Annotated in this window: 24 protein-coding genes; 16 read left to right on the top strand and 8 right to left on the bottom strand. The window is 40.3% G+C overall.

Annotated features, from left to right (window positions below; genetic code table 11):
* Positions 1-8 precede the first annotated feature (8 nt).
* From ACSVDJ_RS09280 to ACSVDJ_RS09245, 8 genes are all read left to right on the top strand, one after another.
* Positions 9-1,412 (top strand): cobyrinic acid a,c-diamide synthase CobB, encoded by a 1,404-nt coding sequence (locus ACSVDJ_RS09280; RefSeq protein ID WP_439168234.1) that lies wholly within the window; start codon positions 9-11, stop codon positions 1,410-1,412.
* Positions 1,390-2,019, top strand: a complete 630-nt coding sequence (locus ACSVDJ_RS09275) for a siroheme synthase domain-containing protein (RefSeq protein WP_518618679.1) — start codon at positions 1,390-1,392, stop codon at positions 2,017-2,019. The genes ACSVDJ_RS09280 and ACSVDJ_RS09275 overlap by 23 nt, the downstream gene beginning before the upstream one ends.
* 2 nt (positions 2,020-2,021) lie before the next feature.
* Positions 2,022-2,807 (top strand): uroporphyrinogen-III C-methyltransferase, encoded by a 786-nt coding sequence (gene cobA, locus ACSVDJ_RS09270; protein WP_439169060.1) that lies wholly within the window; start codon positions 2,022-2,024, stop codon positions 2,805-2,807.
* Positions 2,808-2,841: 34 nt separating this feature from the next.
* Positions 2,842-3,564, top strand: coding sequence for an energy-coupling factor ABC transporter permease (locus ACSVDJ_RS09265; protein WP_439169059.1), 723 nt, complete (start codon positions 2,842-2,844; stop codon positions 3,562-3,564).
* Positions 3,565-3,566: 2 nt separating this feature from the next.
* The gene (locus tag ACSVDJ_RS09260; protein ID WP_439168231.1) at positions 3,567-3,857 is read left to right on the top strand and encodes an energy-coupling factor ABC transporter substrate-binding protein; all 291 of its coding nucleotides are present in this window, start codon (positions 3,567-3,569) and stop codon (positions 3,855-3,857) included.
* Positions 3,857-4,630: a cobalt ECF transporter T component CbiQ gene (gene cbiQ / locus ACSVDJ_RS09255; RefSeq protein WP_439168230.1), complete on the top strand. Its 774-nt coding sequence runs from the start codon at positions 3,857-3,859 to the stop codon at positions 4,628-4,630. Before ACSVDJ_RS09260 ends, cbiQ begins: the two co-directional genes overlap by 1 nt.
* A 16-nt stretch (positions 4,631-4,646) precedes the next feature.
* Complete coding sequence (locus ACSVDJ_RS09250) at positions 4,647-5,462, top strand: energy-coupling factor ABC transporter ATP-binding protein (protein ID WP_439168229.1); 816 nt, start codon at positions 4,647-4,649, stop codon at positions 5,460-5,462.
* A gap of 104 nt (positions 5,463-5,566) precedes the next feature.
* Positions 5,567-6,193 carry a hypothetical protein gene (locus ACSVDJ_RS09245; RefSeq protein ID WP_439168228.1) on the top strand — a complete coding sequence of 209 codons (627 nt, stop codon included), beginning with the start codon at positions 5,567-5,569 and terminating at the stop codon, positions 6,191-6,193.
* Positions 6,194-6,256: 63 nt separating this feature from the next.
* On the opposite strand, the gene ACSVDJ_RS09240 is transcribed toward ACSVDJ_RS09245, so the two are convergent.
* From ACSVDJ_RS09240 to ACSVDJ_RS09225, 4 genes are all read right to left on the bottom strand, one after another.
* The gene (locus tag ACSVDJ_RS09240) at positions 6,257-6,976 is read right to left on the bottom strand and encodes a CBS domain-containing protein (protein WP_439168227.1); all 720 of its coding nucleotides are present in this window, start codon (positions 6,974-6,976) and stop codon (positions 6,257-6,259) included.
* Between the two features lie 313 nt (positions 6,977-7,289).
* Positions 7,290-9,872, bottom strand: a complete 2,583-nt coding sequence (locus tag ACSVDJ_RS09235) for a YfhO family protein (RefSeq protein WP_439168225.1) — start codon at positions 9,870-9,872, stop codon at positions 7,290-7,292.
* Positions 9,869-10,258: a GtrA family protein gene (locus tag ACSVDJ_RS09230; RefSeq protein WP_439168223.1), complete on the bottom strand. Its 390-nt coding sequence runs from the start codon at positions 10,256-10,258 to the stop codon at positions 9,869-9,871. The genes ACSVDJ_RS09235 and ACSVDJ_RS09230 overlap by 4 nt, the downstream gene beginning before the upstream one ends.
* Positions 10,206-11,192, bottom strand: coding sequence for a glycosyltransferase family 2 protein (locus tag ACSVDJ_RS09225; RefSeq protein WP_439168222.1), 987 nt, complete (start codon positions 11,190-11,192; stop codon positions 10,206-10,208). Before ACSVDJ_RS09225 ends, ACSVDJ_RS09230 begins: the two co-directional genes overlap by 53 nt.
* A gap of 77 nt (positions 11,193-11,269) precedes the next feature.
* On the opposite strand from ACSVDJ_RS09225, the gene ACSVDJ_RS09220 reads away from it, so the two are divergent.
* Entirely contained in the window at positions 11,270-12,937 is a 1,668-nt protein-coding gene (locus ACSVDJ_RS09220; RefSeq protein ID WP_439168220.1) for a glycosyl hydrolase family 28-related protein, read from the top strand.
* Positions 12,938-13,014: 77 nt separating this feature from the next.
* On the opposite strand, the gene ACSVDJ_RS09215 is transcribed toward ACSVDJ_RS09220, so the two are convergent.
* A complete protein-coding gene (locus ACSVDJ_RS09215; RefSeq protein WP_439168219.1) occupies positions 13,015-14,007 on the bottom strand; it encodes a polysaccharide deacetylase family protein in 993 nt (330 codons plus the stop codon).
* A gap of 366 nt (positions 14,008-14,373) precedes the next feature.
* On the opposite strand from ACSVDJ_RS09215, the gene ACSVDJ_RS09210 reads away from it, so the two are divergent.
* From ACSVDJ_RS09210 to ACSVDJ_RS09200, 3 genes are all read left to right on the top strand, one after another.
* Entirely contained in the window at positions 14,374-14,637 is a 264-nt protein-coding gene (locus ACSVDJ_RS09210) for a transporter suffix domain-containing protein (protein ID WP_439168218.1), read from the top strand.
* A gap of 112 nt (positions 14,638-14,749) precedes the next feature.
* Entirely contained in the window at positions 14,750-15,883 is a 1,134-nt protein-coding gene (locus ACSVDJ_RS09205) for a CapA family protein (protein ID WP_439168216.1), read from the top strand.
* Between the two features lie 142 nt (positions 15,884-16,025).
* Complete coding sequence (locus ACSVDJ_RS09200) at positions 16,026-16,754, top strand: YqcI/YcgG family protein (protein ID WP_439168214.1); 729 nt, start codon at positions 16,026-16,028, stop codon at positions 16,752-16,754.
* Between the two features lie 54 nt (positions 16,755-16,808).
* On the opposite strand, the gene ACSVDJ_RS09195 is transcribed toward ACSVDJ_RS09200, so the two are convergent.
* Positions 16,809-17,816, bottom strand: coding sequence for an ABC transporter substrate-binding protein (locus ACSVDJ_RS09195; protein WP_439168212.1), 1,008 nt, complete (start codon positions 17,814-17,816; stop codon positions 16,809-16,811).
* Between the two features lie 128 nt (positions 17,817-17,944).
* Here ACSVDJ_RS09195 and ACSVDJ_RS09190 point away from each other — a divergent pair, with 128 nt between their 5' ends.
* A complete protein-coding gene (locus tag ACSVDJ_RS09190) occupies positions 17,945-18,724 on the top strand; it encodes an ABC transporter ATP-binding protein (protein WP_439168211.1) in 780 nt (259 codons plus the stop codon).
* Between the two features lie 25 nt (positions 18,725-18,749).
* Complete coding sequence (locus ACSVDJ_RS09185) at positions 18,750-19,505, top strand: ABC transporter permease (protein WP_439169058.1); 756 nt, start codon at positions 18,750-18,752, stop codon at positions 19,503-19,505.
* 52 nt (positions 19,506-19,557) lie between these two features.
* Here ACSVDJ_RS09185 and ACSVDJ_RS09180 read toward each other — a convergent pair whose 3' ends face one another.
* Positions 19,558-19,737, bottom strand: coding sequence for a small acid-soluble spore protein H (locus ACSVDJ_RS09180; protein ID WP_439168210.1), 180 nt, complete (start codon positions 19,735-19,737; stop codon positions 19,558-19,560).
* Between the two features lie 202 nt (positions 19,738-19,939).
* Here ACSVDJ_RS09180 and ACSVDJ_RS09175 point away from each other — a divergent pair, with 202 nt between their 5' ends.
* Together ACSVDJ_RS09175 and ACSVDJ_RS09170 are read left to right on the top strand one after the other, a co-directional pair.
* Positions 19,940-21,379, top strand: a complete 1,440-nt coding sequence (locus ACSVDJ_RS09175) for an N-acetylmuramoyl-L-alanine amidase (RefSeq protein ID WP_439168209.1) — start codon at positions 19,940-19,942, stop codon at positions 21,377-21,379.
* Between the two features lie 104 nt (positions 21,380-21,483).
* Complete coding sequence (locus tag ACSVDJ_RS09170; protein WP_439168208.1) at positions 21,484-23,256, top strand: helix-turn-helix domain-containing protein; 1,773 nt, start codon at positions 21,484-21,486, stop codon at positions 23,254-23,256.
* A 48-nt stretch (positions 23,257-23,304) separates the two neighbouring features.
* Here ACSVDJ_RS09170 and ACSVDJ_RS09165 read toward each other — a convergent pair whose 3' ends face one another.
* Positions 23,305-24,477: a M20 family metallopeptidase gene (locus tag ACSVDJ_RS09165; RefSeq protein WP_439168207.1), complete on the bottom strand. Its 1,173-nt coding sequence runs from the start codon at positions 24,475-24,477 to the stop codon at positions 23,305-23,307.
* Positions 24,478-24,622 lie beyond the last annotated feature (145 nt).

Here is a 24,622-nt window from a genome sequence, read left to right as displayed (position 1 = left end):
GGACGCAGATGAGCCAAAGAAGAATCATGATTGCGGGGACCGGAAGCGGTGCAGGAAAAACAACGGTCACCATTGGACTCATGGCCGCCTTTAAAGAACGAGGCGCGAGCGTTCAAGGGTTTAAATGTGGGCCTGATTATATTGATCCGACCTATCATACGGCGGTCACCGGCCGACCATCGAGAAATTTAGATAGCTGGATGACGGGACGAGAGACGGTGAAGGAGATTTACGCAAGAGGAGCGAAGGATGCGGATCTTTCCATTATTGAAGGCGTCATGGGTTACTTTGATGGTAAAGACCCGTTGGAAAATGACGGTAGCTCTGCCGACTTAAGTGATATTCTTGATTGCCCGGTTTTACTCGTCGTTAATTGTGCCAGCATGGCTAGAAGTGCGGCGGCCATTGTTAAAGGCTTTCAATCAATGGCGACAAGCGGCAGAATTGTCGGCGTCATCGCTAACCGCGTCGGCAGTGAAAGTCATTTCAACATTGTCAAATCGGCGATTGAACAAGAATGTGGCATTCCGGTCGTTGGTTATTTGAAGAAAGAGAACGATATTTCCATCCCAGAACGCCACTTAGGATTAATTCCTTCTGTTGAAAGAGGCGAGCTCGACGGCTTTTTTGATACACTAGGTCAATTGATTTCCGCTACTGTCGATGTAGAAGCGATTTGGAAGCTAGCGGAGGCAGCGGTGATTCAAGAGTCCGAACATTCAATGTTTGCCGAAACGAAAGAAGCGACCGTAACGATCGCTGTCGCCAAAGATGCGGCGTTTAACTTTTACTATGAAGAAAACTTACAGTTGCTTCGAGCAAATGGGGCGGAACTGCAATTTTTCTCTCCGCTAAACAATGAGCCGCTACCTGAAGGCGCTTCTGCCCTTTATTTAGGCGGCGGTTTTCCAGAAGAGTTTGCCTCCACATTAGCGAGGAATGACCGAGTGAAACAGTCGATTCAGCAAGCGATTGAAGCTGGATTACCGACATTAGCGGAATGCGGCGGCTTTATGTATTTAACACAATCGATTGAAGATACAAATGGTGAGGTTTATCCGATGGTTGGGGTCATTCCTGGCGTAGCGACGATGCAAAAAAAATTAGCCGCTCTTGGTTATCGTGAGCTTACCGGTTTAGCACCTAATTTTTTGTTGCCAACAGGAGCGAAAGCGAGAGGACATGAATTCCATTATTCTAAGTTTACAGCGAATGAACCAATCGTAGCCGCATATGAAACAAAGGGACGCTTCGGAACGAAGGAACAAGGATTTATATTGCCGCATGTCGTAGCTGGCTACGCTCATTTTCACTTTGCTTCCGACTTAGCGTTAGCTCATCGCTTTGTGAAAGCGGCCGAGCAATATAAAGCAGAGAGGATTTCTAATCATGCTTTATCCAGCGATGCTTAAATTAGCAGGGAAGCAGGTCGTCGTGATCGGTGGCGGAAAAGTCGCAGCTCGTAAAGTTGCTTCTTTAGTTGAAGCAAAAGCGGTCGTTCAAGTGGTGAGCCCTGAAGTAAGTTCCGAAATGGCAGAATTAATTGCTCATCATCCGATTGACTGGCAACAGAAATCATTTCAAAAGCAAGATGTAGAGGCAGCGTTCGTCGTCTTTGCGGCAACAAATGATCGGAAAGTCAATGAATATATTGGGCAATGTGCTTCCGATCAACAGCTCGTCAATATTGTCGATGATCCTCATGCTAGTAACTTCTTTGTGCCAGCCTCTTTGAAAAAAGGAAAGCTCGCGATTGCGGTGAGTACAAGCGGGGGAAGCCCGGGACTTAGCAAAAAAATTATTCAAGAACTAACCCATCAATATGACGATCAGTTTATTAGTTTTCTAGACTTTTTAGCGGAGTGTCGTGAGCAAATAAAAAGTCGAGGGAGTGACCCTGTAAAAAGAAAACAATTATTAACAGAGCTGATTCAATCCGATCTATATGAACAAATGAGAGATGCGGATGATCAAGAACGAATCACTTTGTTTAACAACTTAATAGATTCGAGGGGATGAATGTGAAGAAAGGCAAAGTATATTTAGTTGGAGCCGGACCTGGTGATCCAAAGCTTATCACCGTCAAAGGGTTAGAATGTATTCAGCAGGCCGACGTGATTGCCTATGATCGACTAGTTAATAAAGAGTTGCTTCAACATGCTAAACAAGGAGCTGAGCTAATTTTCTGTGGAAAGCTTCCAGGGAAACATGCGCTCATTCAAGAGCAAATTAACCAGCTGCTAGTCGAAAAAGCAGAGCAAGGTTTGATCGTTACTCGATTAAAAGGGGGAGACCCTTGTGTATTCGGTCGTGTCGGAGAAGAAGCGGAGCAGTTAGCTAACGCCGATATCCCCTTTGAAATCATTCCCGGAATTACAGCAGGGATTGCCGCCCCTGCCTATGCGGGGATTCCGGTAACTCACCGTGATCATGCGACCACTTTTGCGATTGTGACAGCCCATGGTCGAGCGGAAAAAGGTCAAGACTTTGTGAATTGGCAAGCGTTAGCTCAAGGGATAGACACGATTGCCTTTTATATGGGTGTAGGCAATCTGGGACATATTTGTGGAGAATTGATGGCACACGGTAAGGCTGCCACTACACCGGTTGCGATCATTGAATGGGGCACGACAAACAACCAACGTACGATTACAGCCGACCTTGCCTCTATTGAACAACAGGCACGCGATTATCATATTTCTAATCCAGCGATTGTACTTGTTGGAGAAGTTGTTGGACAGCGAGAGAAGATTAGATGGTTTGATCAGGACCCACATATTTCTACATTAATAAACGTGGAAGGATGAAATTATGTTCATTTTGAAAAGAACAACAGTCGTGATGTTGGCACTCGCTTGTTTTTTCTGGATCAATTCATTTCAACCGGCCGCTGCGATGCATATTATGGAAGGGTTCTTGCCGCTTAAATGGGCCATTCTTTGGTGGGCGTTAACGATTCCGTTTATTGCGGTTGGGATTCGCTCGATTCAAAAAACGATTAAAGAGCATCCTGAAACGAAAATGATGCTTGGTTTAGCAGGGGCGTTTGCTTTCGTATTATCGGCTCTCAAAATTCCATCGGTTACAGGAAGTAGCTCTCATCCAACAGGTGTCGGTCTTGGAACGATTTTGTTTGGTCCGTTCGTGATGGCCGTGTTAGGCACGATTGTGTTGCTGTTCCAAGCGTTATTATTAGCTCATGGTGGCTTAACGACATTAGGCGCGAATGCGTTTTCGATGGCGGTTGTCGGCCCGTTGATGACGTATGCGGTGTATAAGCTTGGAAGAAAAATGAAACTTTCTTTTATTTTAGCTGTCTTTTTCGCTGCATTTATCGGTGATTTAGCTACATATACAGTCACTTCTTTTCAATTAGCACTTGCTTTCCCAGCAGAAACAGGTGGCGTGATGGCTTCATTTGCGAAATTTGCTGGTATTTTCTCTGTGACACAAATTTCCTTAGCGATTGCAGAAGGAATTTTAACCGTGATCGTCATGAATTGGCTTGTGAAATATAACAAAAATGAATTAAATCAATTAAGTGTAGCTGTGAAGGAGGCGTAAACGTGAAGAATGTACTATTATTTGCGATTGTCGTGTTGCTTGCAGTTGTACCACTTGTGATCAATAAAGATGCTGAATTTCTCGGAGCAGACGGTCAAGCAGAGGAAGCAATTACGGAGATTAGTCCAGATTATCAACCGTGGTTTGATGTCATTTGGGAGCCGCCAAGTGGAGAAGTGGAAAGCTTATTATTTGCTTTACAAGCCGCTGGCGGAGCATTGTTTATCGGCTACTTTGTTGGAGCAGGACGTGCGAGAAAAAAATTAGAAGAGAAATATAGCAACAAAAGCTAATGATCATCGATTATTATGCCAACCATAGCCGGCTTTCTCACTTGCATCCAGGTGAAAAAGCCGCTTTTGCTTTTTCGCATTTATTGTTAGTTCTGGTCACAAAAGAGATCGTCTTGTCCATCTACGTGTTTCTGTTAATGGGTGTTGTGTCCGTGTGGTATGCGAACATTCCCTTTCGAACGTATCGAAAGTTGTTATTGTTGCCGCTGATTTTTTTACTGTTCAGTCTGTTTCCATTATTGCTGTCGTTTGCACGTGAAGGAACAGAAGTAGATGCCCTTGTGCAAACGACAAGCGTCGCAGGGTGGTTTATGTATGTTTCGTATTCATCGTTGCAGCAGGCCATTCTATTATGTGTTTCCGCTTATGCGGCGGTTAGTTGCATGTACTTCTTTATTTTAACGACGCCGTTTCACGGGATGGCTACGTTGCTTCGGCTGCTGCGATTACCAGAAGTGTTTGTTGAGCTAACCGCCGTAACGTATCGTTTTATTTTCGTCTTTATTGAAAAAGCGGCAGAAACGTACAACGCCCAACGGTCACGCGCAGGTTACAGTGGCCTTCGTTCGACCTTCTCCTCTATCTCGATGCTTGTCGCCAATTTATTTGTTCAAACGATGCGCGAGGCGAAGCAGGTACAAATGGCGATCGATGCCCGAGGGGGGAGTGAGGTTGAAGCGGGACAAATGATTTCTTACCCAACTCGTCGAGATTTATGGGGGGCGATCACTATGTGTTTTTTGATTTCATGTGTGGTCGTATATGTTTTTTAGGAGGGAGGCGACGAACATGTTAGAAGTGAATAATGTGAGTTACGTGTATCCTGATGGAACAAAGGCTTTGGATCAGCTGACGTTAACGATCCAATCCGGACGCAAAATCGCGATTCTCGGCAATAACGGCGCAGGGAAATCGTCACTTTTTCTTCATCTCAACGGATTGCTTCAGCCGACAGAGGGAGAGATTCGCTTTCAAGGCAAGCCGCTCAGTTATAAACGAAAAGAGCTGAAAGAATTGCGAAGACAAGTGGGGATTGTGTTTCAACATCCAGATGCTCAGCTTTTTTCTCCAACGGTGCTAGAGGATGTGATGTACGGCCCGTTGCAATTAGGCTATTCTAAACAAGAAGCAAAGCAAGCAGCATTAGCCACACTTGAAGCGACGGAACTAATGGAATTGAAAAATAAACCGCCTCATTTTTTAAGTTTGGGACAAAAAAAGCGAGTAGCGATTGCCGGAGTTGTCGTCATGAATCCAAAGCTACTTATTTTAGATGAGCCAACCGCGGGGCTCGATCCTTTGTATGCGAAAAAAATGATGGCCTTTGTGTCAGAGCTTCAAACAGAAGGACAAACGATTCTTTTATCAACTCATGATGTCAATCTTGCTTATGAGTGGGCGGATGAAATCATTATTCTTTATAATGGGAGATTACAAGCAGTTGGGTCACCAGAGGAGTTATTTAGACAAACAGATCTGTTAAAGAAATGTCATTTAGAGCAACCGTGGATCGTAGAGGTGTTTGCTGCATGGCAAGCGGCTCATTCGGATCAATCAGCCTCTATGCCAAAAACAAAAGAACAATTACTGCAAATGATTCAATAGTGGAAAGAGAGTGTACGAAAATTTTAGATAAAGTTGAAAAATAGCATAATTAACCGCTAATAAGACATAATAAAAGTTGATTATTCGAAAGGAAGGGATGCAAGATGTCTTTGGAATGGTTTGACCGAGTCAGTGGAGAATTGCAGGAACATTTAGAGGCGATCTGTGAAAAATATGATCAAATTGGCCATATGACAGTAGATCGAGCATCTAAGCATCCTAAAATAGAGTTTTTTGTCGAAACGGATGAAAATGAAGGAGAATATTTCTGTTCTTTATTTTTCGATCCGTACAATGAAGAGTTTTATGTAAAAACGTTTGAGTTGGATGTCGATTATATGTCTAAAACGATCTTGCCGGATATGGAAGATATCGTTGATGAGGTGCATGAAAGCTTCCATGAATTTATTGAAGGAATCGACGATCACTCTTTTGTGATGGATAATTTCCAACCTGATGATGACGATTATGAGGAAATAGACGTGGAATGGACAACACCAGAAGTGACGGCCTATGCCTATCAGGATGAATTGGAAGTTACTTATCAATTCGGTGTCGTTCAGGAAACTGGAGATGGGGTGTTGAGACGAACGAATCGTATTCAAACGATTGACGAAGAGATGCTAGAGGATGTTACGAATTTTGTCTTTAGTAAAGAGGAAGCCAATACGATTATAGCGATGATTGCTAGTCATGTTGACCAATTAAGTGAATTTGATTTTGTAGAATAGAAAGAGAGCGGTCATTAGCTAGTTTTGAAAGGAGGCGAACAAGGATTGATCCCTGTTCGCTTTTTAAATGATTTGATCATTCGTTTTCGTTAAATCCCAGGAGGTAATGATACCAATGGGTAACTCTTTCGATGTTCCGTTTGGAGTAATAAGAATGGCTTCTAGTTTTTTATTGCTGTGTTGATAGTCTTCAAATAAGTATTCTACGTCAAAGATATTGGCGTCTTTTTTGATGAAAGCTAGTTTAGATTCACTTTGTTCAGACAAAAGGTCTTGAACGGTGACTTCAAATAAGGTGATGGAACCATCTGTTTGTTGATGAGCCATCCATTTTAGAATGTCTTTTCCGGTAAGAATTCCTTGGCAAACACCTTTGTCAAATACGGGGTATTCGGAATAGGAGAATTGCTTCATCATTTGCAACACTTCGATTAAAGAGGTATGGAGTTCCACTGTACATACAGGTTTAGAAGCAATGGAAAGCGCATCTGCCGGTTTGGAGATGAGCGCATCAATTTGTTCTATTCGTTCGACGATTTCCTCATGTGGCTCGGCAATATAAGAATGAGTATCCGTTTTCTGATGAACAATCGCATTCCTTAGCTTGGCAAATTGCTTTAATTCGTCTAAGTGTGTGCGGACGGATGCATGATGTTGAGCGCAAGTATGGAGTATTTCAATAAAGGAATGTTGAGCCTGTTTGGGGATAAGTTGTTTTAACTGCTGATGGATGCGGTTAAATGCTACTTCGAATCGCAAGGATCTCTCATTTTTTTGGATCATTCATATGTACCTCCCTTTTGTTAAGTTTACCCTACTTATTTATATTTTATTTTTTTAGGCGAGAAGAATCCCAGCCCAATGAATAGGTGGGGGAGGGTTCAATTTAGAAAGGGATGAGCAAATTTCTGGACAACTTTTAAAAAAGAAATGAAAAATATGTTTTCTTTTGCAAAGTTATATGTTATATTAATCAAGCGATGAGCTAATTTGCGTAAGTCGAATCACATGCCGTTAGAGGTTAAACATCTGGATGTGGCCAGATGGTTTTTCGCCGCAAATACGTCAAAAAAGAGGCTGTCATAAGGAGTATTCCTTAATGACAGCCTCTTTTTGTATGCCATAGATAATACAAACTAACTAAACCAATGATAAGTAGGATGAACGAAAGGAAAAAGAAGGGGGGCGTATACGTCAATTCAATTTGGTTCCTTCCTTGTTGCAAAGAGAGCCCCATAAATGCATAGTTTGCTTCATAGATTGGCTGTTTTTCTCCGTTGATTCGTAGCTGCCAGCCTTTTTCAAAAGGAATCGGTAAGGCCATCCATCGTTCGCCCGTTTGATTGTTGTAATCGATCGTTACTTTATTTCTTTTTATACTGATGTTTGGAGCGTGTTTTTCTTTAGCGGCGACTGCTTTCAATACTTGATAATCTTCTTCCAATAAAGTGATCGATTTCACTACATAATTTCCTTTTGGCACTCGAATGGATATTTTTTCATTCTTTGGCACTCGAATCATCAAATCATTGACATTTGTTTTGTAGATAGACTTGAACGCTTTACGAGTTGTTTTGTAATCATTGACGGTTAATTTAAAAGGTAAGCCATCGATATTTTCGATATGAAAGCCGAGGTAATAATCAGCGCTGTTTTTATTCGGTTTGTTAGGGATGATATTAATCCCTCCAACTTTTTCTTTAATGGTTAGTTTGTCATGTTGATACGTCCCTCCAATCGGGTTCATTTCTGCTTGATTGATTCGGTTGTTAACGAGAGTATCCCAAGATTGATAAGGAATCGTTTCAGCTTTTAACACAATGCCTTGAAGCATCGCATGCTCACGATCTAGTACAGAGCCTTGTTGTAACTCTTTTTCACTAAAGGCCTTCTTCGTTGTGCGAACAAAAGGAAGAGGCAGTGAATTTTGATAAGCGATATAGTTTTTAGTTTCTAGAAATTTTTTAAACCCATAAGGGACGTTCGCTTGCTGTTCTTTCGGTCGCACCCAAATATTCGCTTGCAATAAACTATGCAAATTTGTTCGATTGCCTAATGTTGCATAGCGGCTCACACTTTCTCTCCGCATATCTACTTGTAAATCATCCCAATAAAAAAACAATAGTTGCTGATTAAAAATACTAGAATACAAACTCGTGCCATGAAAACGTTGCACGATAGGAGTATTATTGCGAATCGATACCATCCAGTCGATTCTTTCAAACGGTTCGTTCGTTTCTGCTTGAATTTGTTCGATCAGTTGTTGTTGTTCAATACTATTATAGGAAGCACTTTCGAGAAATTCTTTCGTTACGGTTTTTACGCCAGCATGCTCCGATAAAGTCCACTGATAGAGATTGACGACTAGTAAACTAGAGAAGATTAGCCACCCTTGTAAACAACGTAGAAGTACGACGGATGTTTTCTGGCGATAAAGCACAGGTAGTAACGCAGTGATCAATAATAGCGTGAAGCCGACCTTTTTGATGATCGCAACTGACATTGTGGGATCAAGGAAAGCCGAGCTAATCGAGTAAATCGTCAGTGAAGCGATCACTGCGAGTACCATTTCTTTCAAATAGACGTGTTTTACATGGTGCAAGCCAATTGCAACACAGCCGGCGATAGTAAATGATAATAAATATTCAAAGCGGTATTGCGGAGCGGAAAAGCCATTGAATGCACTGCCAGCAACCGGACTATAGTGGAGAACGATTAAGCTAAAGCTAAGAAACGCAAACAGGCGAAACAAGGAGTGGTTGTAAAGTGATTTCGTCCATATAAATAAAATAAATATAGCTGGAACAATAATATAACGACTGGCGAATAATGGCTGATCAACTACAGAAAACAAAGGAAGATCTACTTCATAAGGTGGACGATAATTATTAAAAAAGCCATACGCCGCCGGAATAAAAGAGACGGCACTCAGACAAAAGCTAATCAAGCCAGAAGTAATAAATAGCTTGCACTGTTCAAGTTTTCCTCGTTCATTGGTCGTTAAAGGGATGAACGAGCGACCAATGATATACATCGCTAAGAACACAAGATTAATGTAGGAAAAATAAAAGTTATTAAATAGCATAAGCGCAACAGTAATGATGAACCACGTAGGCGCACCTTCGCGGATAATTTTTTCCGTAGCTATCACAAGCAGTGGAATCCAGATCATCGCATCTGAAAAAAATTCCCAAAAAACGACGTGGCGAAAATACATGACGGATAAGCCGTAGACGACGGCGCCAGTAAACGCCGCTGTCTTTTCAATGTGCAAATAACGAAACGCCCAAGTGGTGACAAATAAGATCAAACTTAACCGGATGATACTCACCCATATAGCGATATCCGCCCAAAACTGTACATTAGGTGAATGTATGACTTGAAGCACTTCAAGCATATACACAACGATGATTGTCAGTAAGAAGATAATAGATGTTGAGAAATAATAAGCAAGCTGACTATAAAATCCTCCTCCTAAGCCGAAGCGAAAAGAATAGAAGAAGTTACCTTCCGTGTAATGATCATAAATAAATTGCTTAAACGGCAGCATTTGCGACAAGCCATCATTTGGCCCCAGCATGTATTTTTCGTCTAACCATTCTTGAAAGAAAAAAAAGTGAGCAGCTGCCGACACGAGTAGACTGCTAAAGATAAGAAGCCTGATTGATTTTTTGCTCATGCACGAACACTCTCTTTTTTTAATATTTTTCCTGTCACGACAAATGTCACTGGCACTGATAAAAATAGAACAATAATCGGTGCAACAGTACTACTAATATGTAAATATTCAATCAATATATACATGAACAAGGAGGTGAGAAAAAAGTTAAATAATTGCGACAAGGGAAAGGTGAAAAACTTCGATAACGTCGGTTTCACTTGAAAGGTAAAATAACAATTTAAGAAGAAAGAGACGACTAAGCTCATCATGAAAGCTACTATATGTGCCAGCATATAATTTTGGTGCAATAAAGAATGAAGCAGGAAGTAAACAGCATAGTAATGAAAGGTATTAATTCCCCCGATGATGGCGAACTTGATAAATTCTTGGCCGGTTTTTCTCATAAGTGACCCCATTTCGAATATTGGTTTCTTGAATTAAGAATGCAGGCCGCTTTTTTGTTTCATAGTAAATACGGCCAATATATTCACCGATTACACCAAGACTTACTAGCTGGATTCCTCCAAGAAGTAGAATAGCTGTAATGATCGTGAAATAGCCGGGAACAGCAATCCCATTCTTTATGATTTGTATACATGTGATGATACTATATAAAACAGACAGAGAAAGAATCAATGCACCTGAATAAAAGCATAGACGGAGTGGCCGATTGTTAAAGGAGACTAGTCCATCTAGACCATAATTCATTAATTTAGTGAAGGACCATTTCGTTTGACCATTTTTACGCAGAACATTTTCATAATCAATGATTTTTTGCTCCATACCAATCCAGGAAAATAATCCTTTGGAAAAACGTTGCCCTTCATTTAATGACAAGACAGCTATCACCGCGCGTTCACTAAGCAAACGGAAGTCGCCAACTCCATCTTCAAGCTTCACATCGACAACTTTATTTATCAGACGGTAATACATGCAGGAGAAAACCGTTCGAAGGCGCTGCTCTCCTTTCCGATTACGGCGAGCAATTACTTGATCATAGCCTTCTTCCCATCCTTGAATGAGTGAAGGGATTAAATGAGGAGGGTGCTGCAAATCGGCATCGATAATGATGCAGGCTTGTCCGTTTACATGCTGCAAGCCAGCGAAGATCGCTGCTTCCTTGCCAAAGTTGCGAGAGAATGAAATATATTTAACTTTCGTTGATTTAGCTGAAAGCAATTTGATTTGCTGTAACGTTCGATCTGTACTAGCATCGTTCACAAATACAATTTCAAAATCATAGGCAAGATGTGCGAATTCTTTTTTTATACTTTCATAAATTAATGTAATATTTTCTTCTTCATTAAAGGAAGGAATGATGATAGAGATTTTCTTCATCTGGATGAACACCTTCTTGAGCGTATTTAAAGCAGGGCTTTCATTCTATTGTAGTCAGAGAGAGGAGCGAATAAACATTGAAAATCGAATTAAGCGATCAACACAATCCGCAGCAAAATGAGAAGCTGATTGACTCATTTTTCGAGCGGCCAACCAACAAAGTCGTCGAAGAAACGCTCGCTCTGTTCAATGAGCATAAGCAGCGGTATCCTCGACCGAATATTAAAGAAAAGCGTTACCCTTGGTCATTCACTTATTTATTAGAGCAAATAAAGTCTTTTTTGATCGGGGTATTTATGCCAAAGAAACAAGGAAAATCACCAAGGGATGTAGCTATTACAGTAGATGAGCAAGGAATGGTCTGCCCGGATTGGAAGGAGCGATTGGAACAGCAATTTTTTCAGCTCCAGAAGAACGTTCACGAAGTACAAGTAACTGAATTTGGCGCTGTAGGAGATGGGAAAACGGATTGTACGAAAGCATTTCAACGAGCAATCGGAAACGGAAAGGTAAAAGTAATCATCCCAGCAGGTACGTATATCGTTCAAGAACTTCAATTGCCGTCCTGGACTTGGCTCGTTGGTGAAGGCAAGGGGAAAACGATATTGAAATTGCATCCAGATGCGCCTAAAAGCAGCTGGTTAGTGACGAATAGCGATCATAAGAAAGGAAATCATCATTTGTTTGTAGAAGAGATGAGTCTAGATTGGCATGTGGAACGACTAGGAGAGGTGGAGAGAACGAGTGTAGGCGGTAATCGTTCAAGCTGTTTAACGTATGCAAACGTTACTTACGGTTGGGTGAGGAATGTCGAAGCGATCAACCCTGGGCTTCATTGCTTCGATATATCCTCGACGCTGTACAACTACTCGGGTGATGGCTACCGGGCACGCGGGGGCAGTCAATATATTTGGCTCGATGGCTTAAATGGCTATGGATTCGGGGATGACGGCATTACGACTCATCATAGTGATTACATATGGATCTCCAATTCTCATATGTGTGATCCTAGTGGGAAAGCTCACAAAAAAGGATTTTCCAACTCGAATGGTATTGAAGTAGATGACGGATCGCAAAATGTATTGCTCGTCAATAATTCAACGGCACGCTGTTTTGGTGGAGTGGAAGTGAAGGCACATCATAATTCTTCAGCAGCGACCAATGTTCATATTGTTGGTCATCTATCGGTTAATGACAATCGTTCCTTCAATTTTCGCCATATTGGTCATCATCAGAAACAGGACCCCGAATCAAAAACGGCGTATAATATTACGGCTTCACGAATCGTAGCGATTGCTCCTGTTCGAACGGATTTATATCGCGACTCTACTCCGCGAGCACTAGTCGTCTCTGCCTATAAAAATGTGGTCATTAACCAGTTTCGTGTTATTGGCGATCCGGAGTATGATTATCGACGCCAACCTGTTATCGCTGTGCAATATCGTTCACGAAATGTGTTGTTACATCATGTGAACCTGCAGGGCTTTCGAACGGCAGGCAGTGATATTAAAATTTTTGGTGGAGAGCAACGAGCAGACGATGTGCAAATTTGTCACGTATATATTAAGAATTCAGCTGCTAATGGCTTAGTAATTGGAACTGGTATTCAACACTTATTCATTCGCCATGTTGTAGCTATGAATGTTCATGGAACTTGTGGCTGTAGTGTAGCGAGCGAGAATATTAAACTAGAAAAATTTATGGCAACAGGATACGACCAAGCATATGCCATAAAAGATAATTGACTAAAAAAAGCAGCTGATTCTCGAAGAAACAGCTGCTTTTACTATACGATTATGTATAAATGTATTAAAAATTTCTATCACTCTTTAGCTTCCAGTTCAGCGATCTTTTGCAGAATAGAATCTGCTGACGCTTTTCCGTGAATATTTATACGCTTGACTAAATACAATGGGTCATTTGTTTGCAAATCTAGTAGTCCTGGATCAGTAGTCAACGTCATTTCATAACCTGCTTGTTTGATGATTTCTTCTGAACTTGAACTGTAGAGTCCATTTGGATAAGAAAAAGCATTTACAGGTTTTCCAAGACGAGTTTCTAAAATTTGTTTATTTTTAATTATGTCATTATGTACACGATCTTCATACTGTTGAGCCGTCTCTACTTTACCGTCTACCGTGATTGGTCTCGTTAAACTAGCATATTTTGTATGAAGGATATCGGTGTGAGCTTGGAATAAGACTAATCCGCTATCGCTCATTTCTTTCATTTGTTCCCAAGTCATTTTAGGGTATTCACTAGGATGATTTTGTGGGTTTTCAATATAATCAGTGATAATAAATATCGTAGCTTTCATATTATATTTTTGGAGAACAGGAAACACATAATTATAATTGCTTTCATATCCATCATCTAACGTAATCATAATCGGCTTTGCTGGCATAGTTGATTTTCCATTTTTTATATCGATGACATCTTGTGTAGTTAATGTCGTGTATCCATTTTCCTGTAAAAGTCTCATTTGTTCTTCAAATACGGTTGGATCTCCAATGATCCCGTTTTGTATGTTTTTGTTTTTATCGAAATGGTGATACATGAGCACAGGGATTTTCGGCATTAGAGTGTTTGCGTTAGCATCATTATTGAGTTGTGGATTCTGGTTCGAATGAATATTAGTGTTTCTAGAGTTTTCTGCACGATGATCAGATTGACTATTGATTTTGTTATCGATATTTTTAGTTTCGGCCCCTTGCTTTTCTACTAATTGACTATTATTTGCTAGAACCGTTGAAAATAATAGTAATAGAGCAATAGTAGTTCCGCTCAAAATACCTATGATTGCTTTTTTCTTCAAGTTTGAACTCCTCTTTTCAGCATAATAAAAGTATTGATGGTTTATAAAACATGATTTTCAAGATAATGCTGCTATTGTTAAACGAGCGACTATAGCATTAAAAAGCAATTAATCTACTACAATAAAACACCATTAGAAATTGTCTTCTTGAATACAATCATCCAATTTAAAACCAATACAGGGATTATGTTACATCAAATCCTTGTATTTGTAAAGTAATTATTGGAAGTTAGGGATATAATTGGTGGGAGGTAGTTCTAATTTATTATTTTCATATTGTGAGGTATTAGTAGTAGAAGTTATAATGAGGAGAAAAAACTCTGTGTTACAAATTCGTGTGTAAAATCACTTTTTGAGGAGGGTATTATGAGTAAATTAAAGAAACCAACATATCCGCTTCTCTATAAAATAGGTATGGGCCTTATTATCGGCTCGTCCATCTTTTGGATTTTTCCGTTTATTGTCCCTTTTCTAGAGTTCACGACGAAAATGAAAGCCGTACTGATCACCAGTTCACTCATCTGTGCAGAAATCGTTTTTTGGCTAGGGTTGTTGCTCGTTGGGAAAGAAGCGGCGATGAAGTTCCGGTCGTCAAGGAATGTTCGAAGGTGGAAAAGAAACAAAGAGTAAAGAGACTGTCTCATGTGGAGGCAGTTTTTCTTTTTTTGGTAGATTGACTGTAAAGTAACTTCATAGTAATATAAATGTAATATTTGTAATGAATAGGTGAGGGGGGAGGAACATGACTAGCCGACTAGAAAGAAAGAAGCGTAGGCGATTGAAAAAGCCTGTTCGAAATGTGCTCATTATTTTCTGCGTGTTAATTGTAGGGCTTGTTTCTTATAATTTGACGATCAAACCAGATAAAACATACACGAAAGAGACCGAACATAAACAAAGGGCTCAACAGGTAGATGCTCCTAAAAAAGAGCCGCTACAAACAACGATCAAAATTAGTGCTGCGGGAGATTTCACGTTAGGAACGGATGAGAATTTTACATATGCAGGGTCATTTCCCGATGAAGCACAGAAAAATGGACTACCTTATTTCGCGGCTGAGCTTGGCGATGTGTTCAAGCAAGATGATTTATCTACTGTCAATTTAGAAACAACCTTGACGAATGCGACTGAAAAAGCGGTGAAGAAGTTTCGCTTTAAGGGAGATCCTTCTTATGTGCAAATTTTACAATACGCAGGCATTGAATCCGTCAATTTAGCGAATAATCATACATTTGATTACTTGCAAAAGGGATATGATGATACGATCGCTACATTAAAAGAGAATAAGGTTGGTTACTTTGGCTATGAACATACATATGTGACAACAATTAAAGACGTGAAAGTCGGTGTGATCGGCTATGAGGGCTGGGATGATACCGAGGAAACACGAGCGAAGGTGAAGGCTGGAATTGAAGAGGTGAAGAGTCAAGGGGCAGAAATAGTTCTCGTTCATTTCCACTGGGGAATTGAACGTCAATATGTGCCAACCTCGTCCCAGCAAACGTTAGCACGTTTTACGATCGATAGCGGAGCCGACTTAGTCCTTGGTCACCATCCACATGTCGTCCAAGGAATTGAAGAATACAATGGCAAGTTTATCGTCTACAGCCTTGGTAACTTTATGTTTGGCGGAAATAGAAACCCAAATGATAAGGACACCTACGTATTCCAACAAACTTTTCATTTAACAGACGGCCAATTAACCGATAAAAAAGAAATTAAAGTCGTTCCATTTTCGATTTCTTCTGTTTCCGAGAGAAATAATTATCAGCCTAAATTATTAACTGGAGACGAAGCGGTAAGAGTCAAAAATAAAATTATCGATGTATCGAATCAGATTAAAGAATCTGACTGGACAAAATATGAAGTGGAATAATCGAAAAAGACGTTTCGCAATCCGGTGGAAACGTCTTTTTTAGCTGAATGTTGCCAGATAAAGATTTATTTGCATGTTTCTTCCCTTTCATTAATAGATATGAAAGAGCAGCACTTGATCTCATTTGTTGGAGGTGAGAGACATGCGTGTTTCTACGCAGCATTTATTCACTCAAGAAGAGATGGCGAATGAACAATTTGTACCGCAGTGGGTCAGGGATGAATATCAACACTTTCACCAAGTGGTAACGGATCGAACGTTCCCGTGTACATTTGGCTTAACGGCGGAGAGAAAAGGAGAGTTGCGCTACTCCTATATTACGCATGATGATTGGTCGGGCCTGCCACAAGCGTTGGCATCGTTTATTGCGTTATTTGATCCTGACAAGCCTTTTATTCGTCACGGATTTTTCCTATTTGTCGAACCAGAAGAGGAAGAAAAGTCGCTCACGTATTACCGCCATTATTTTTGGGCGCTGTTGCAGTATTTACATGAGGTTGATCCAAAATCGTGGCCAGCGAATTATCCAAAAGATCCGGATCATCCGTTATGGGCCTTTTCTTTTGCTGGAGAGCCATTTTTCGTTTTCGGCAATGCTCCTGCTTATAAGCAAAGGAAAACGCGAGATTTAGGCAATAGCCTTGTGCTTGGATTTCAGCCAAGACGAATCTTTGACGGCCTAGAAGGAACGTCGATGAATGGGCAATTATCGAGAGAAAAAGTACGAGCCCGTGTAGAAAAATGGGATCGACTGCCGAAGCATCCGAACGTTAGTCATTACGGTGACCCGGATCATCGGGAGTGGAAGCAATATTTTATTGGAGATGACATCGTACCGATTACGGGAAAGTGTCCATTTCAACCAAAATAATCATCAAAGGCTTTCCAAAGGGCAATCATCTGCCAGCGGAAAGCCTTTGATTTGTTATTTCATCGCTTTCGTTGCTAGATCAGTATTGACTAATAGCGAATAATCAACTGTTTGGGGAAGTTCACCGGCACTTTTCATCACCGCTTGCAAGTTCTCCCATTCTTCTTCATCTAATAAAGGGTTTGTCGCATAGGTATTTTGCGATTTATAACGATCAACGACAGTCGCGATCAGCTCTTCAGGCGTATCATCAAAATAAGGAGCAATTATTTTTGCTATTTCTTCTGCTGAATGCGTATCGACAAATAGCTGTCCTTTGTAGATGGCTTTTGTGAAGCGTTCGAGTGTTTCGTTATTGTTTTTAATATAGCTTTCTTTCGCCATAAAAGTGGTATATGGAAGTTTCCCCGATTCTTTCCCGAAAGAGGCAACGATGTGTCCAATCCCTTCTTTTTCAAAGAGACTCGCTTGTGGTTCAAACAACTGGACGTAATCTCCTGAACCAGAGGCGAAAGCACTTGGAAGGTTGGCAAAATCAATATTTTGAATAAGGTTTAAATCTTTGTGTGGGTCAATCCCGTGCTTCTTTAACGCGAACTCTCCCGCCATTTGTGGCATGCCACCTTTTCTTTGCCCTAAAAAGGTACTTCCTTTTAACTGTTCCCATGCAAAAAATTCAGGTTTCTTTCTTGCCACGAGAAAGGTTCCATCTGTTTGAGTGAGCTGCGCAAAATTAATGACGCGATCTTTCGCTCCTTGCGCTTCTACGTAAATGGACGTTTCACTGCCGACGAGAGCGACATCAGCACTATCGGATAATAAATTCGTCATCGTTTTGTCGCCGCCCCAAGTCGTTTTTAAATCAATCTTAATGCCTTCTTCTTCAAAAAAGCCTTTTTCAATCGCTACATATTGTGGGGCATAAAAAATAGACCGGGTGACTTCGGCAACGCGAACGGTTTCCATTTTTTCAGGCTCTTTTGCAGGGGAGCACCCAATGAAAAAGCCTACAGCCGCTACGACTAAAGCAATTAATACAAAGGATACCTTTTTCATCCTCATTCCCTCCTCGAAGAACGGATTTTCATCTTTCTATATATATGAAAGAAAGAATCATAAATTGTTTTGTCCACCCAATTCACCTTTTTTTCTTTCTACAATATATTGAATAAATAAGGGAGGGGTTTGTTGTGGTCCTTTTAAAGTTGCAGTCTGTCAGTCAAACGTACTTTTCGAAGCAATCAGCGACAAAGGCATTACAAAATATTCATTTAACTGTAGAAGAAGGGGAGTTTCTTTCTTTTCTTGGCCCCAGTGGCTGCGGAAAAACGACGATGTTATCGATCATTTCCGGATTGTTACCCCCAACAAAAGGCATCGTCACTTTAAATGGAGAGCCGATTGAGGGGCCCCATCCGAAAGTTGGCTATATGCTACAGCAAGACTATTTATTTCCGTGGAAAACGGTGAAAGAAAACATCTTTCTCGGATTAAAACTAAGAGGTATGAAAGAAGAAGAGTATAAAACATATACGTTGGCACTATTGAAAGAAGTAGGGTTAGATCATGTGATCAATCAATACCCAAGTCAACTGTCAGGAGGAATGCGACAACGTGTAGCCTTTGTTCGTACGTTGGCCACTGATCCGAAAATCTTATTGCTAGATGAACCATTTTCCGCACTAGATTATAAGACGAAGCTGAAGCTTGAAAATTTGGTGTCTAAAATGCTGCTTGAACGAAACAAAACGGCTATTCTCGTGACACATGATATCGGTGAAGCGATTGCGATGAGTGAAAAAATCATTCTTTTTTCAAAAAATCCAGGGCGTATTGAACGGATCTTTCTCGTACCGAAAACATTGAGGAACCTTCATCCGTTTGCCGCTAGACAACATCCAGAATACTCGGTGTTGTTCCAACAAATATGGGAGGAGTTGGAGCGCATTGAACAAAAGGAAAGTAAATAAGTCACATGAAGAATATCTTCAGCAAATGAAAACAGAAAAACGCCATGTAAGAGCCGTGCAATTATTGATGTTCGTTGCCTTTCTCGTTCTATGGGAAATAGCTTCGAACCAAGAATGGATCAATCCGTTATTATTCAGCTCTCCTCAACAAATAACGGATTTATTTATCGAAAAAGTAAGGGATGGCAGTCTATTTGCCCATGTTGGCATCACGCTAGTTGAAACAGTCTTCGGTTTTTTACTAGGCACTTTATTCGGTACATTACTTGCCGCTTTATTATGGTGGAATGTCTTTCTTTCTAAAGTGTTAGACCCTTACTTAGTCATTTTAAATGCGATGCCAAAAATCGCTCTTGGTCCAATCTTAATTGTCACACTTGGCCCAAACTTTAAATCGATTTTAGGCATGGGTGTGTTAATTACCGTCATCATTACAACGATTGTCATTTATTCCGCCTTTAAAAATGTCGAGCCTAACTATGTGAAAGTCATTCAAACATTTGGTGGATCAAAATTTCACTGCTTTAAAGAAGCGGTGTTGCCTGCGAGCTTTCCGACGATTATTTCGACGTTAAAAGTCAATGTCGGGCTGGCATGGGTCGGGGTGATTGTCGGGGAATTTCTCGTTTCGAAGCAAGGGCTTGGCTATATGATCATTTACGGCTTCCAAGTCTTTAATTTCACACTTGTTCTTCTCAGCCTTGTCATAATTGCCGCCTTAGCAACTATTATGTACCAACTTGTTGATTTATTAGAACGAAAACTGATCCGAGAGAAATAATATGCCAAAGAGACCGAAGTGGTTGGTTGCTACACTTGGTCTCTTTGGTATGCTATTGTTCCGACAGGCTTTGTAGCGGAACCGTTTGCTCTTGATTCGGGTGGTCGAGCGGATAAATTCGTGCCGTTTCATTTTTGGCATCTACATTTTGAATATAGATTGGTACGCCGTTGTATGTGACGTGAATCATTTCTGGTGAAGCAGTAATTTCTTTGGCTCGTTGTGAATTCATGGTTCTTCCTCCTTTTGTATCAACACTTTTTATTATGACCAATAAGAAGAAAGTCATTCACGATTGTATATTTCATTAGATGACGAATGTAACAGAAATATTACAAAAGAAGAAAAAATGTAGAAAAGTAAAAAAATAGATGTAAAATAATGAATGTATAAGTCTAGAAAGTTAGTTATTTGTTGAGAACGGAGGAAGAGTAGTGAAAAGAAGTTCATTTATTGTCGCTTTAGCATTTTCTTTAATCGTTTCTTTGTTTGGAGTAAAGGCATCTGCTCAAGCGGCGGGTTTTACTGATGTGCCAAGTCGAGCATTAAAGGAAGTTAACTTTTTAGCTGAAGGGGGAATCGCTAAAGGTTCTTCTCCAACTAAGTTCGGTGCAAATAGAACTGTGAACCGGGCTGAGGCTGCGGTTTTTATCGGACGAGCGCTACAGCTAAACGGGAAGAAGCGGTCAACAGACTTTAAAGACGTACATGCTAACAGCTTTTCGTCTGGGTATATCCAGTCGGTTGTAGACAAAGGAATTACCTCAGGAAAAGGCAATGGTCTGTTTTTACCGTATAAAGCCGTTACTCGTGGTGAAATGGCTTTGATGATTACGAAGGCATTTGGTTATTCATTTGATGGTTCCTTACGAGGAGCAGAACAAGCGTTAATGTCTCGTGGGATCGCCAATGGTATGCTCGATGGTACGTTCGGTTCTGATAAGATTCTTAGCCGCGCAGATTTCGCTGTATTTCTTGCTCGTGCTATTCAACCGGAATTTCGTTTACACACGTCTATGCAATTCAATGACACGCGTTGGTCTAAAGCGAATAACTTAAACGTTCGTTCCGGTCCGTCAATGGCTTACTCGATTAAAGGGAAAATTCAAGCTAATGACAAAGTGCTTGCTGCCCATGAAGTCGGTGGCTGGACATACATCAAATCTGGTAATACTGTCGGTTTCGTCAGCACGAATTATTTAAAAGACAGCGCGGCTGCGGGAAGTAATAATTCAGACGAAGATAAAGAAAAACCAGATCAAGGCAATGTTGATGCTCGTTTGAAAAATCAAACGATTATTCTTGATCCTGGGCACGGTGGTCATGATCCAGGAGCGATCGGATTTGGACTAAAAGAAAAAGATGTCGTATTATCAACTAGCTTGAAGTTGAATCAATTATTTAAACAAACACCATTTAAAGTGAAAATGACTCGCTCAGATGACCGTTACATTAAAATTAATAATCGTGTATCGTATGCGATTAAAAATAAAGGCAACACATTTGTGAGCATTCATGCGAATGCTGCAAGTCCTTCAGCAAATGGAACAGAAACGATTTATCATGCGACAAGAGGTAACCCTTATGTGGCTGATAGTAAGCTGTTAGCATCCAAAATTCAAAACCGTTTAATCAAGGCATTGAAAACGAGAGATCGTAAAATTAAGAGTACTGAACAACTAGGAAGAAATTTAGGTGTCTTGACTAATAATAGAATGCCAGCTACTTTAGTAGAACTCGGCTTTATCACAAATAAGAAAGAAAATGATATGTTAAAGTCTGATTACTGGCAAGATATTATGGCGAAAGCGATGTATGATGGTATATTAGATTACTACGCGGCGAAAGGCTATGATGTAAAGGCTCTTTACTAAGTAGGGAAATAAAGTGTAAAAGTAACAGAAAGACGATATTGGTCTTTCTGTTTTTTTTGCGTAAAGATATAATGATAGTAAACTAACTTGGAAAGGCTTGAAAAATGAACAATAGTAACAATTTAGAACGTCAGCTACATACATTCATCCAAGTGTCTAAAAACATTACCAACAATCGCAGTTTAGCACAGTTAATCCAAGAGATTATTGAAGAGGTCATTGAAGCGATCGACAAAGCAGATGCCGGTTTTTTGCTTTTATGGGATGAGGAAGCACAAGTATTAAATATTGAAGCGGCTGTTAATTTTAAAGAAGAGATGTATTTAAATAACAAACTGCTTTCTGGTGAGGGCATTAGTGGAACGGTATTTGCGACAGGAAAGAGCTTATTAATTAATGGGGAAAGTAACATTCAAGCGGCCATGTCAAATATGCGAAATAAAACGTTTCAGTACTACTTAAAATCAACTGTTCATGCATATATCCCTAAGAGTTGTGTTTCTGTTCCGCTGATTCATCAACAGAAAGACATTGGTGTGTTAACGATTGATAATTTTCATAATAATGGCTTCTTCTCTCAAGATGATTTGAGCTTCCTTGAAGCGATTGGCAGTCAAATTGCCATTTCTATCGTAAATGCTCGAACGTTTTATGAAAAGCAGGTTCGAACAAAGCAGTTAGAAACGACTTTGACTCTTCACAATCAATTAAATGAAGCGGCTCTGAAAGGCAACGGATTAAAATCTCTAGTCGAACGGTTAGCTAAAATTGTACAAAGTCGTATTTACTACTTTGATCCATTGTTTCGAATAGAACTAGCTTACTCTCGTTCGAATGAGGATGTTCCTTTCTTTCAAGAGTGGCTTCGTGAGTATAGTGAGGTGCTCAATACTTCCCAACACCTTTTCCCGATTGTCAGCGATGAGCAAAAAAGAGGCTATGCCTTATCGATTCAATCTTCGTTTGGTACGATTGGATACTTAGTGATCGATAGTCGTACCTTATCTTTAGATATAGTAAAGGAGCTTACAATTAAGCATGCCGCTTCTATTATTGCGATTGAGCAAATGAAATTTCAGGAACATTTTAAACATGAGAAGGAGGAGAAAGGGAAATTACTAGTTGAGTTGCTCCAACAAAATTTAACATCAGAAGTCCAATTCTCGTTGAGGAAATTTGGTATTTTAAAAGCGCATTCATATTGTTTTTTAGCCGTTAAAAACAAAAATATTGGGGTTGAAGACGTTCATCATATAGCCGCTTTTGAACAAGTAATGACGGAGATTTTTTCTAAAGATTATTATGTTGTTACTTTTCCTCATGATCAAGCGATATTTGTTCTTCTTGGAGCAAAAAATGAAGAAGGAATGGATCGGCTTGATCCGATCACTTTGTTAGCGGATCGATTGCTCCTTGTTTATCCAAATTCTCAATTATTTATTGGTCGATCCGTTCATACGTTGCAACATGTGTTTATTTCCCATAAAGATGCTGAGTTGTTAGTGATGGAAGAGAGTTATAAAAAAGAACAAGTACAAATAAGAACTTTTAAGGAGCTAGGCCTTAAGCGTTATTTAATGACTTTAAACGAAGAAAGTAGAGACTATTTTATAGAAGATACTCTCGGTCCGGTTTTGCCGGATTCAGAGCATGAAGTACAGAATGAGTTATTGAATACTTTGCGTAATTACTTCAAGTGTCATAAAAATGTTGCTCTTACTGCCGAGCGTTTACATTTGCACCAAAATACAGTTTACTATCGTTTGCAACAATTACAAGATAAATTAAATTGTAGTTTTGATAACTTAAATGACTTAACTAACATTCAAGCCGCACTCTTTCTACTTGAATGGAAAAACATGACCGACAATTCATAATAGAAAAGCGACCATCCTTTGTCTAATTAGGATTGGTCGCTTGAATCATTAGGTTGTTAAATATTGCACGGTTGCTAAACTTAATGTTTTAGCTGCAATGAGCATCGCTTGTTCGTCAATATTAAATTTCGGATGATGGTGAGGGTAGATTTCTTTCCATTGTGGATCACAAGCACCTGTAAAGAAAAACGTTCCTTTGACATGCTGTAAGTAATAAGCAAAATCTTCTCCTCCCATTAAAGGCTCACATACACGAACTTCTTTTACTTCAGCGACATCTTTGGCTATTTCCATTAAAAAGTCCGTCTCTTCTTGATGATTCACGACAGCAGGATACCCGCGTTTATAATGGAAATCGAAAGTCGCACCCAGCGCCAAACAAGCGGCTTGTAATACTTTCTCAAGTTCCTGTTCAATGAGACTTCTTGCTTCCTCATCAAATGTGCGAACCGTTCCTTTTAAATAAGCTGTATCTGCGATCACATTGAAAGGGTTTAATGCCTCGAAGTGTCCGATGGATACGACAGCTGGGTGTAGAGGGTTGACCCGTCGTGACACAATTTGTTGAGCACTTGTGACAAACTGAGAACCGATAACGACGGCATCCTTTGTTAAATGTGGTTCCGATCCATGGCCACCTTTCCCTTGAATGGTTACTTCAAATCCATCTGCGGCTGCCATAATCGGTCCACTTTTGACCATGATATTCCCTGTTGGTTCCGTTGCCCATAAATGGGTGCCGAAGATCACATCGACGCCCTCTAAGCAGCCATCCTCGATCATAGCAATTGCTCCACCTGGGGCAAGTTCTTCCGCATGCTGATGAATAAACACAATCGTACCTTCAAGCTCTTCTTTCAATTGGTTAAGTGCCTTGGCTAGTACTAATAAAGTAGCGGTGTGACCGTCATGACCGCACGCATGCATGACACCGTCAACTTTAGATTTATATGGAACGTCAGTTGCTTCTTGAATAGCAAGGGCATCAAAATCTGCCCGTAAAGCAACTGTTTTCCCTGGTTTTCCTCCGCGAAGGGTCGCAACGACTCCTCGGCCGCCTACTTCTGTTCTCATTTCATGACCTAATTGGCGATGATACTCAGCGATATAAGCAGGTGTTTTCACTTCTTGAAAAGATAGTTCTGGATTTTCGTGCAAATAACGGCGAATAGAGACCATTTCTTCATAGTATTGTTCTAATAACAAAGTTAATTTTTCCATTATAATCCCTCTTTCATTCATTTATCCCGCATTAACGGGCTGTAAGACTCCCACCTCAACAGGGCAGAAAGAGCGCAGACATGTAGGTGGGAGATCAACAGCCCGTAAAAGCCCGATTTGTTCACCTAACAATCTGTGGGGGATG

It is taken from the genome of Bacillus sp. Hm123, assembly GCF_051842975.2.
Classification (GTDB): domain Bacteria; phylum Bacillota; class Bacilli; order Bacillales; family Domibacillaceae; genus Bacillus_CE.
The sequence above is the reverse complement of the archived record's forward strand: the minus strand, read 5'-3'. Positions and strand labels throughout refer to the sequence as shown.

What these genes read in the sequence shown, in the direction of transcription:
- ACSVDJ_RS09280 (WP_439168234.1), top strand. Translation starts at nt 9, where the DNA reads ATGAGCCAAAGAAGAATCATGATTGCGGGGACCGGAAGCGGTGCAGGA.
- ACSVDJ_RS09275 (WP_518618679.1), top strand. Translation starts at nt 1,390, where the DNA reads ATGCTTTATCCAGCGATGCTTAAATTAGCAGGGAAGCAGGTCGTCGTG.
- ACSVDJ_RS09265 (WP_439169059.1), top strand. Translation starts at nt 2,842, where the DNA reads ATGTTGGCACTCGCTTGTTTTTTCTGGATCAATTCATTTCAACCGGCC.
- cbiQ (WP_439168230.1), top strand. Translation starts at nt 3,857, where the DNA reads ATGATCATCGATTATTATGCCAACCATAGCCGGCTTTCTCACTTGCAT.
- ACSVDJ_RS09250 (WP_439168229.1), top strand. Translation starts at nt 4,647, where the DNA reads ATGTTAGAAGTGAATAATGTGAGTTACGTGTATCCTGATGGAACAAAG.
- ACSVDJ_RS09245 (WP_439168228.1), top strand. Translation starts at nt 5,567, where the DNA reads ATGTCTTTGGAATGGTTTGACCGAGTCAGTGGAGAATTGCAGGAACAT.
- ACSVDJ_RS09240 (WP_439168227.1), bottom strand. Translation starts at nt 6,976, where the DNA reads ATGATCCAAAAAAATGAGAGATCCTTGCGATTCGAAGTAGCATTTAAC.
- ACSVDJ_RS09235 (WP_439168225.1), bottom strand. Translation starts at nt 9,872, where the DNA reads ATGAGCAAAAAATCAATCAGGCTTCTTATCTTTAGCAGTCTACTCGTG.
- ACSVDJ_RS09230 (WP_439168223.1), bottom strand. Translation starts at nt 10,258, where the DNA reads ATGAGAAAAACCGGCCAAGAATTTATCAAGTTCGCCATCATCGGGGGA.
- ACSVDJ_RS09225 (WP_439168222.1), bottom strand. Translation starts at nt 11,192, where the DNA reads ATGAAGAAAATCTCTATCATCATTCCTTCCTTTAATGAAGAAGAAAAT.
- ACSVDJ_RS09210 (WP_439168218.1), top strand. Translation starts at nt 14,374, where the DNA reads ATGAGTAAATTAAAGAAACCAACATATCCGCTTCTCTATAAAATAGGT.
- ACSVDJ_RS09205 (WP_439168216.1), top strand. Translation starts at nt 14,750, where the DNA reads ATGACTAGCCGACTAGAAAGAAAGAAGCGTAGGCGATTGAAAAAGCCT.
- ACSVDJ_RS09200 (WP_439168214.1), top strand. Translation starts at nt 16,026, where the DNA reads ATGCGTGTTTCTACGCAGCATTTATTCACTCAAGAAGAGATGGCGAAT.
- ACSVDJ_RS09195 (WP_439168212.1), bottom strand. Translation starts at nt 17,816, where the DNA reads ATGAGGATGAAAAAGGTATCCTTTGTATTAATTGCTTTAGTCGTAGCG.
- ACSVDJ_RS09185 (WP_439169058.1), top strand. Translation starts at nt 18,750, where the DNA reads ATGAAAACAGAAAAACGCCATGTAAGAGCCGTGCAATTATTGATGTTC.
- ACSVDJ_RS09180 (WP_439168210.1), bottom strand. Translation starts at nt 19,737, where the DNA reads ATGAATTCACAACGAGCCAAAGAAATTACTGCTTCACCAGAAATGATT.
- ACSVDJ_RS09170 (WP_439168208.1), top strand. Translation starts at nt 21,484, where the DNA reads ATGAACAATAGTAACAATTTAGAACGTCAGCTACATACATTCATCCAA.
- ACSVDJ_RS09165 (WP_439168207.1), bottom strand. Translation starts at nt 24,477, where the DNA reads ATGGAAAAATTAACTTTGTTATTAGAACAATACTATGAAGAAATGGTC.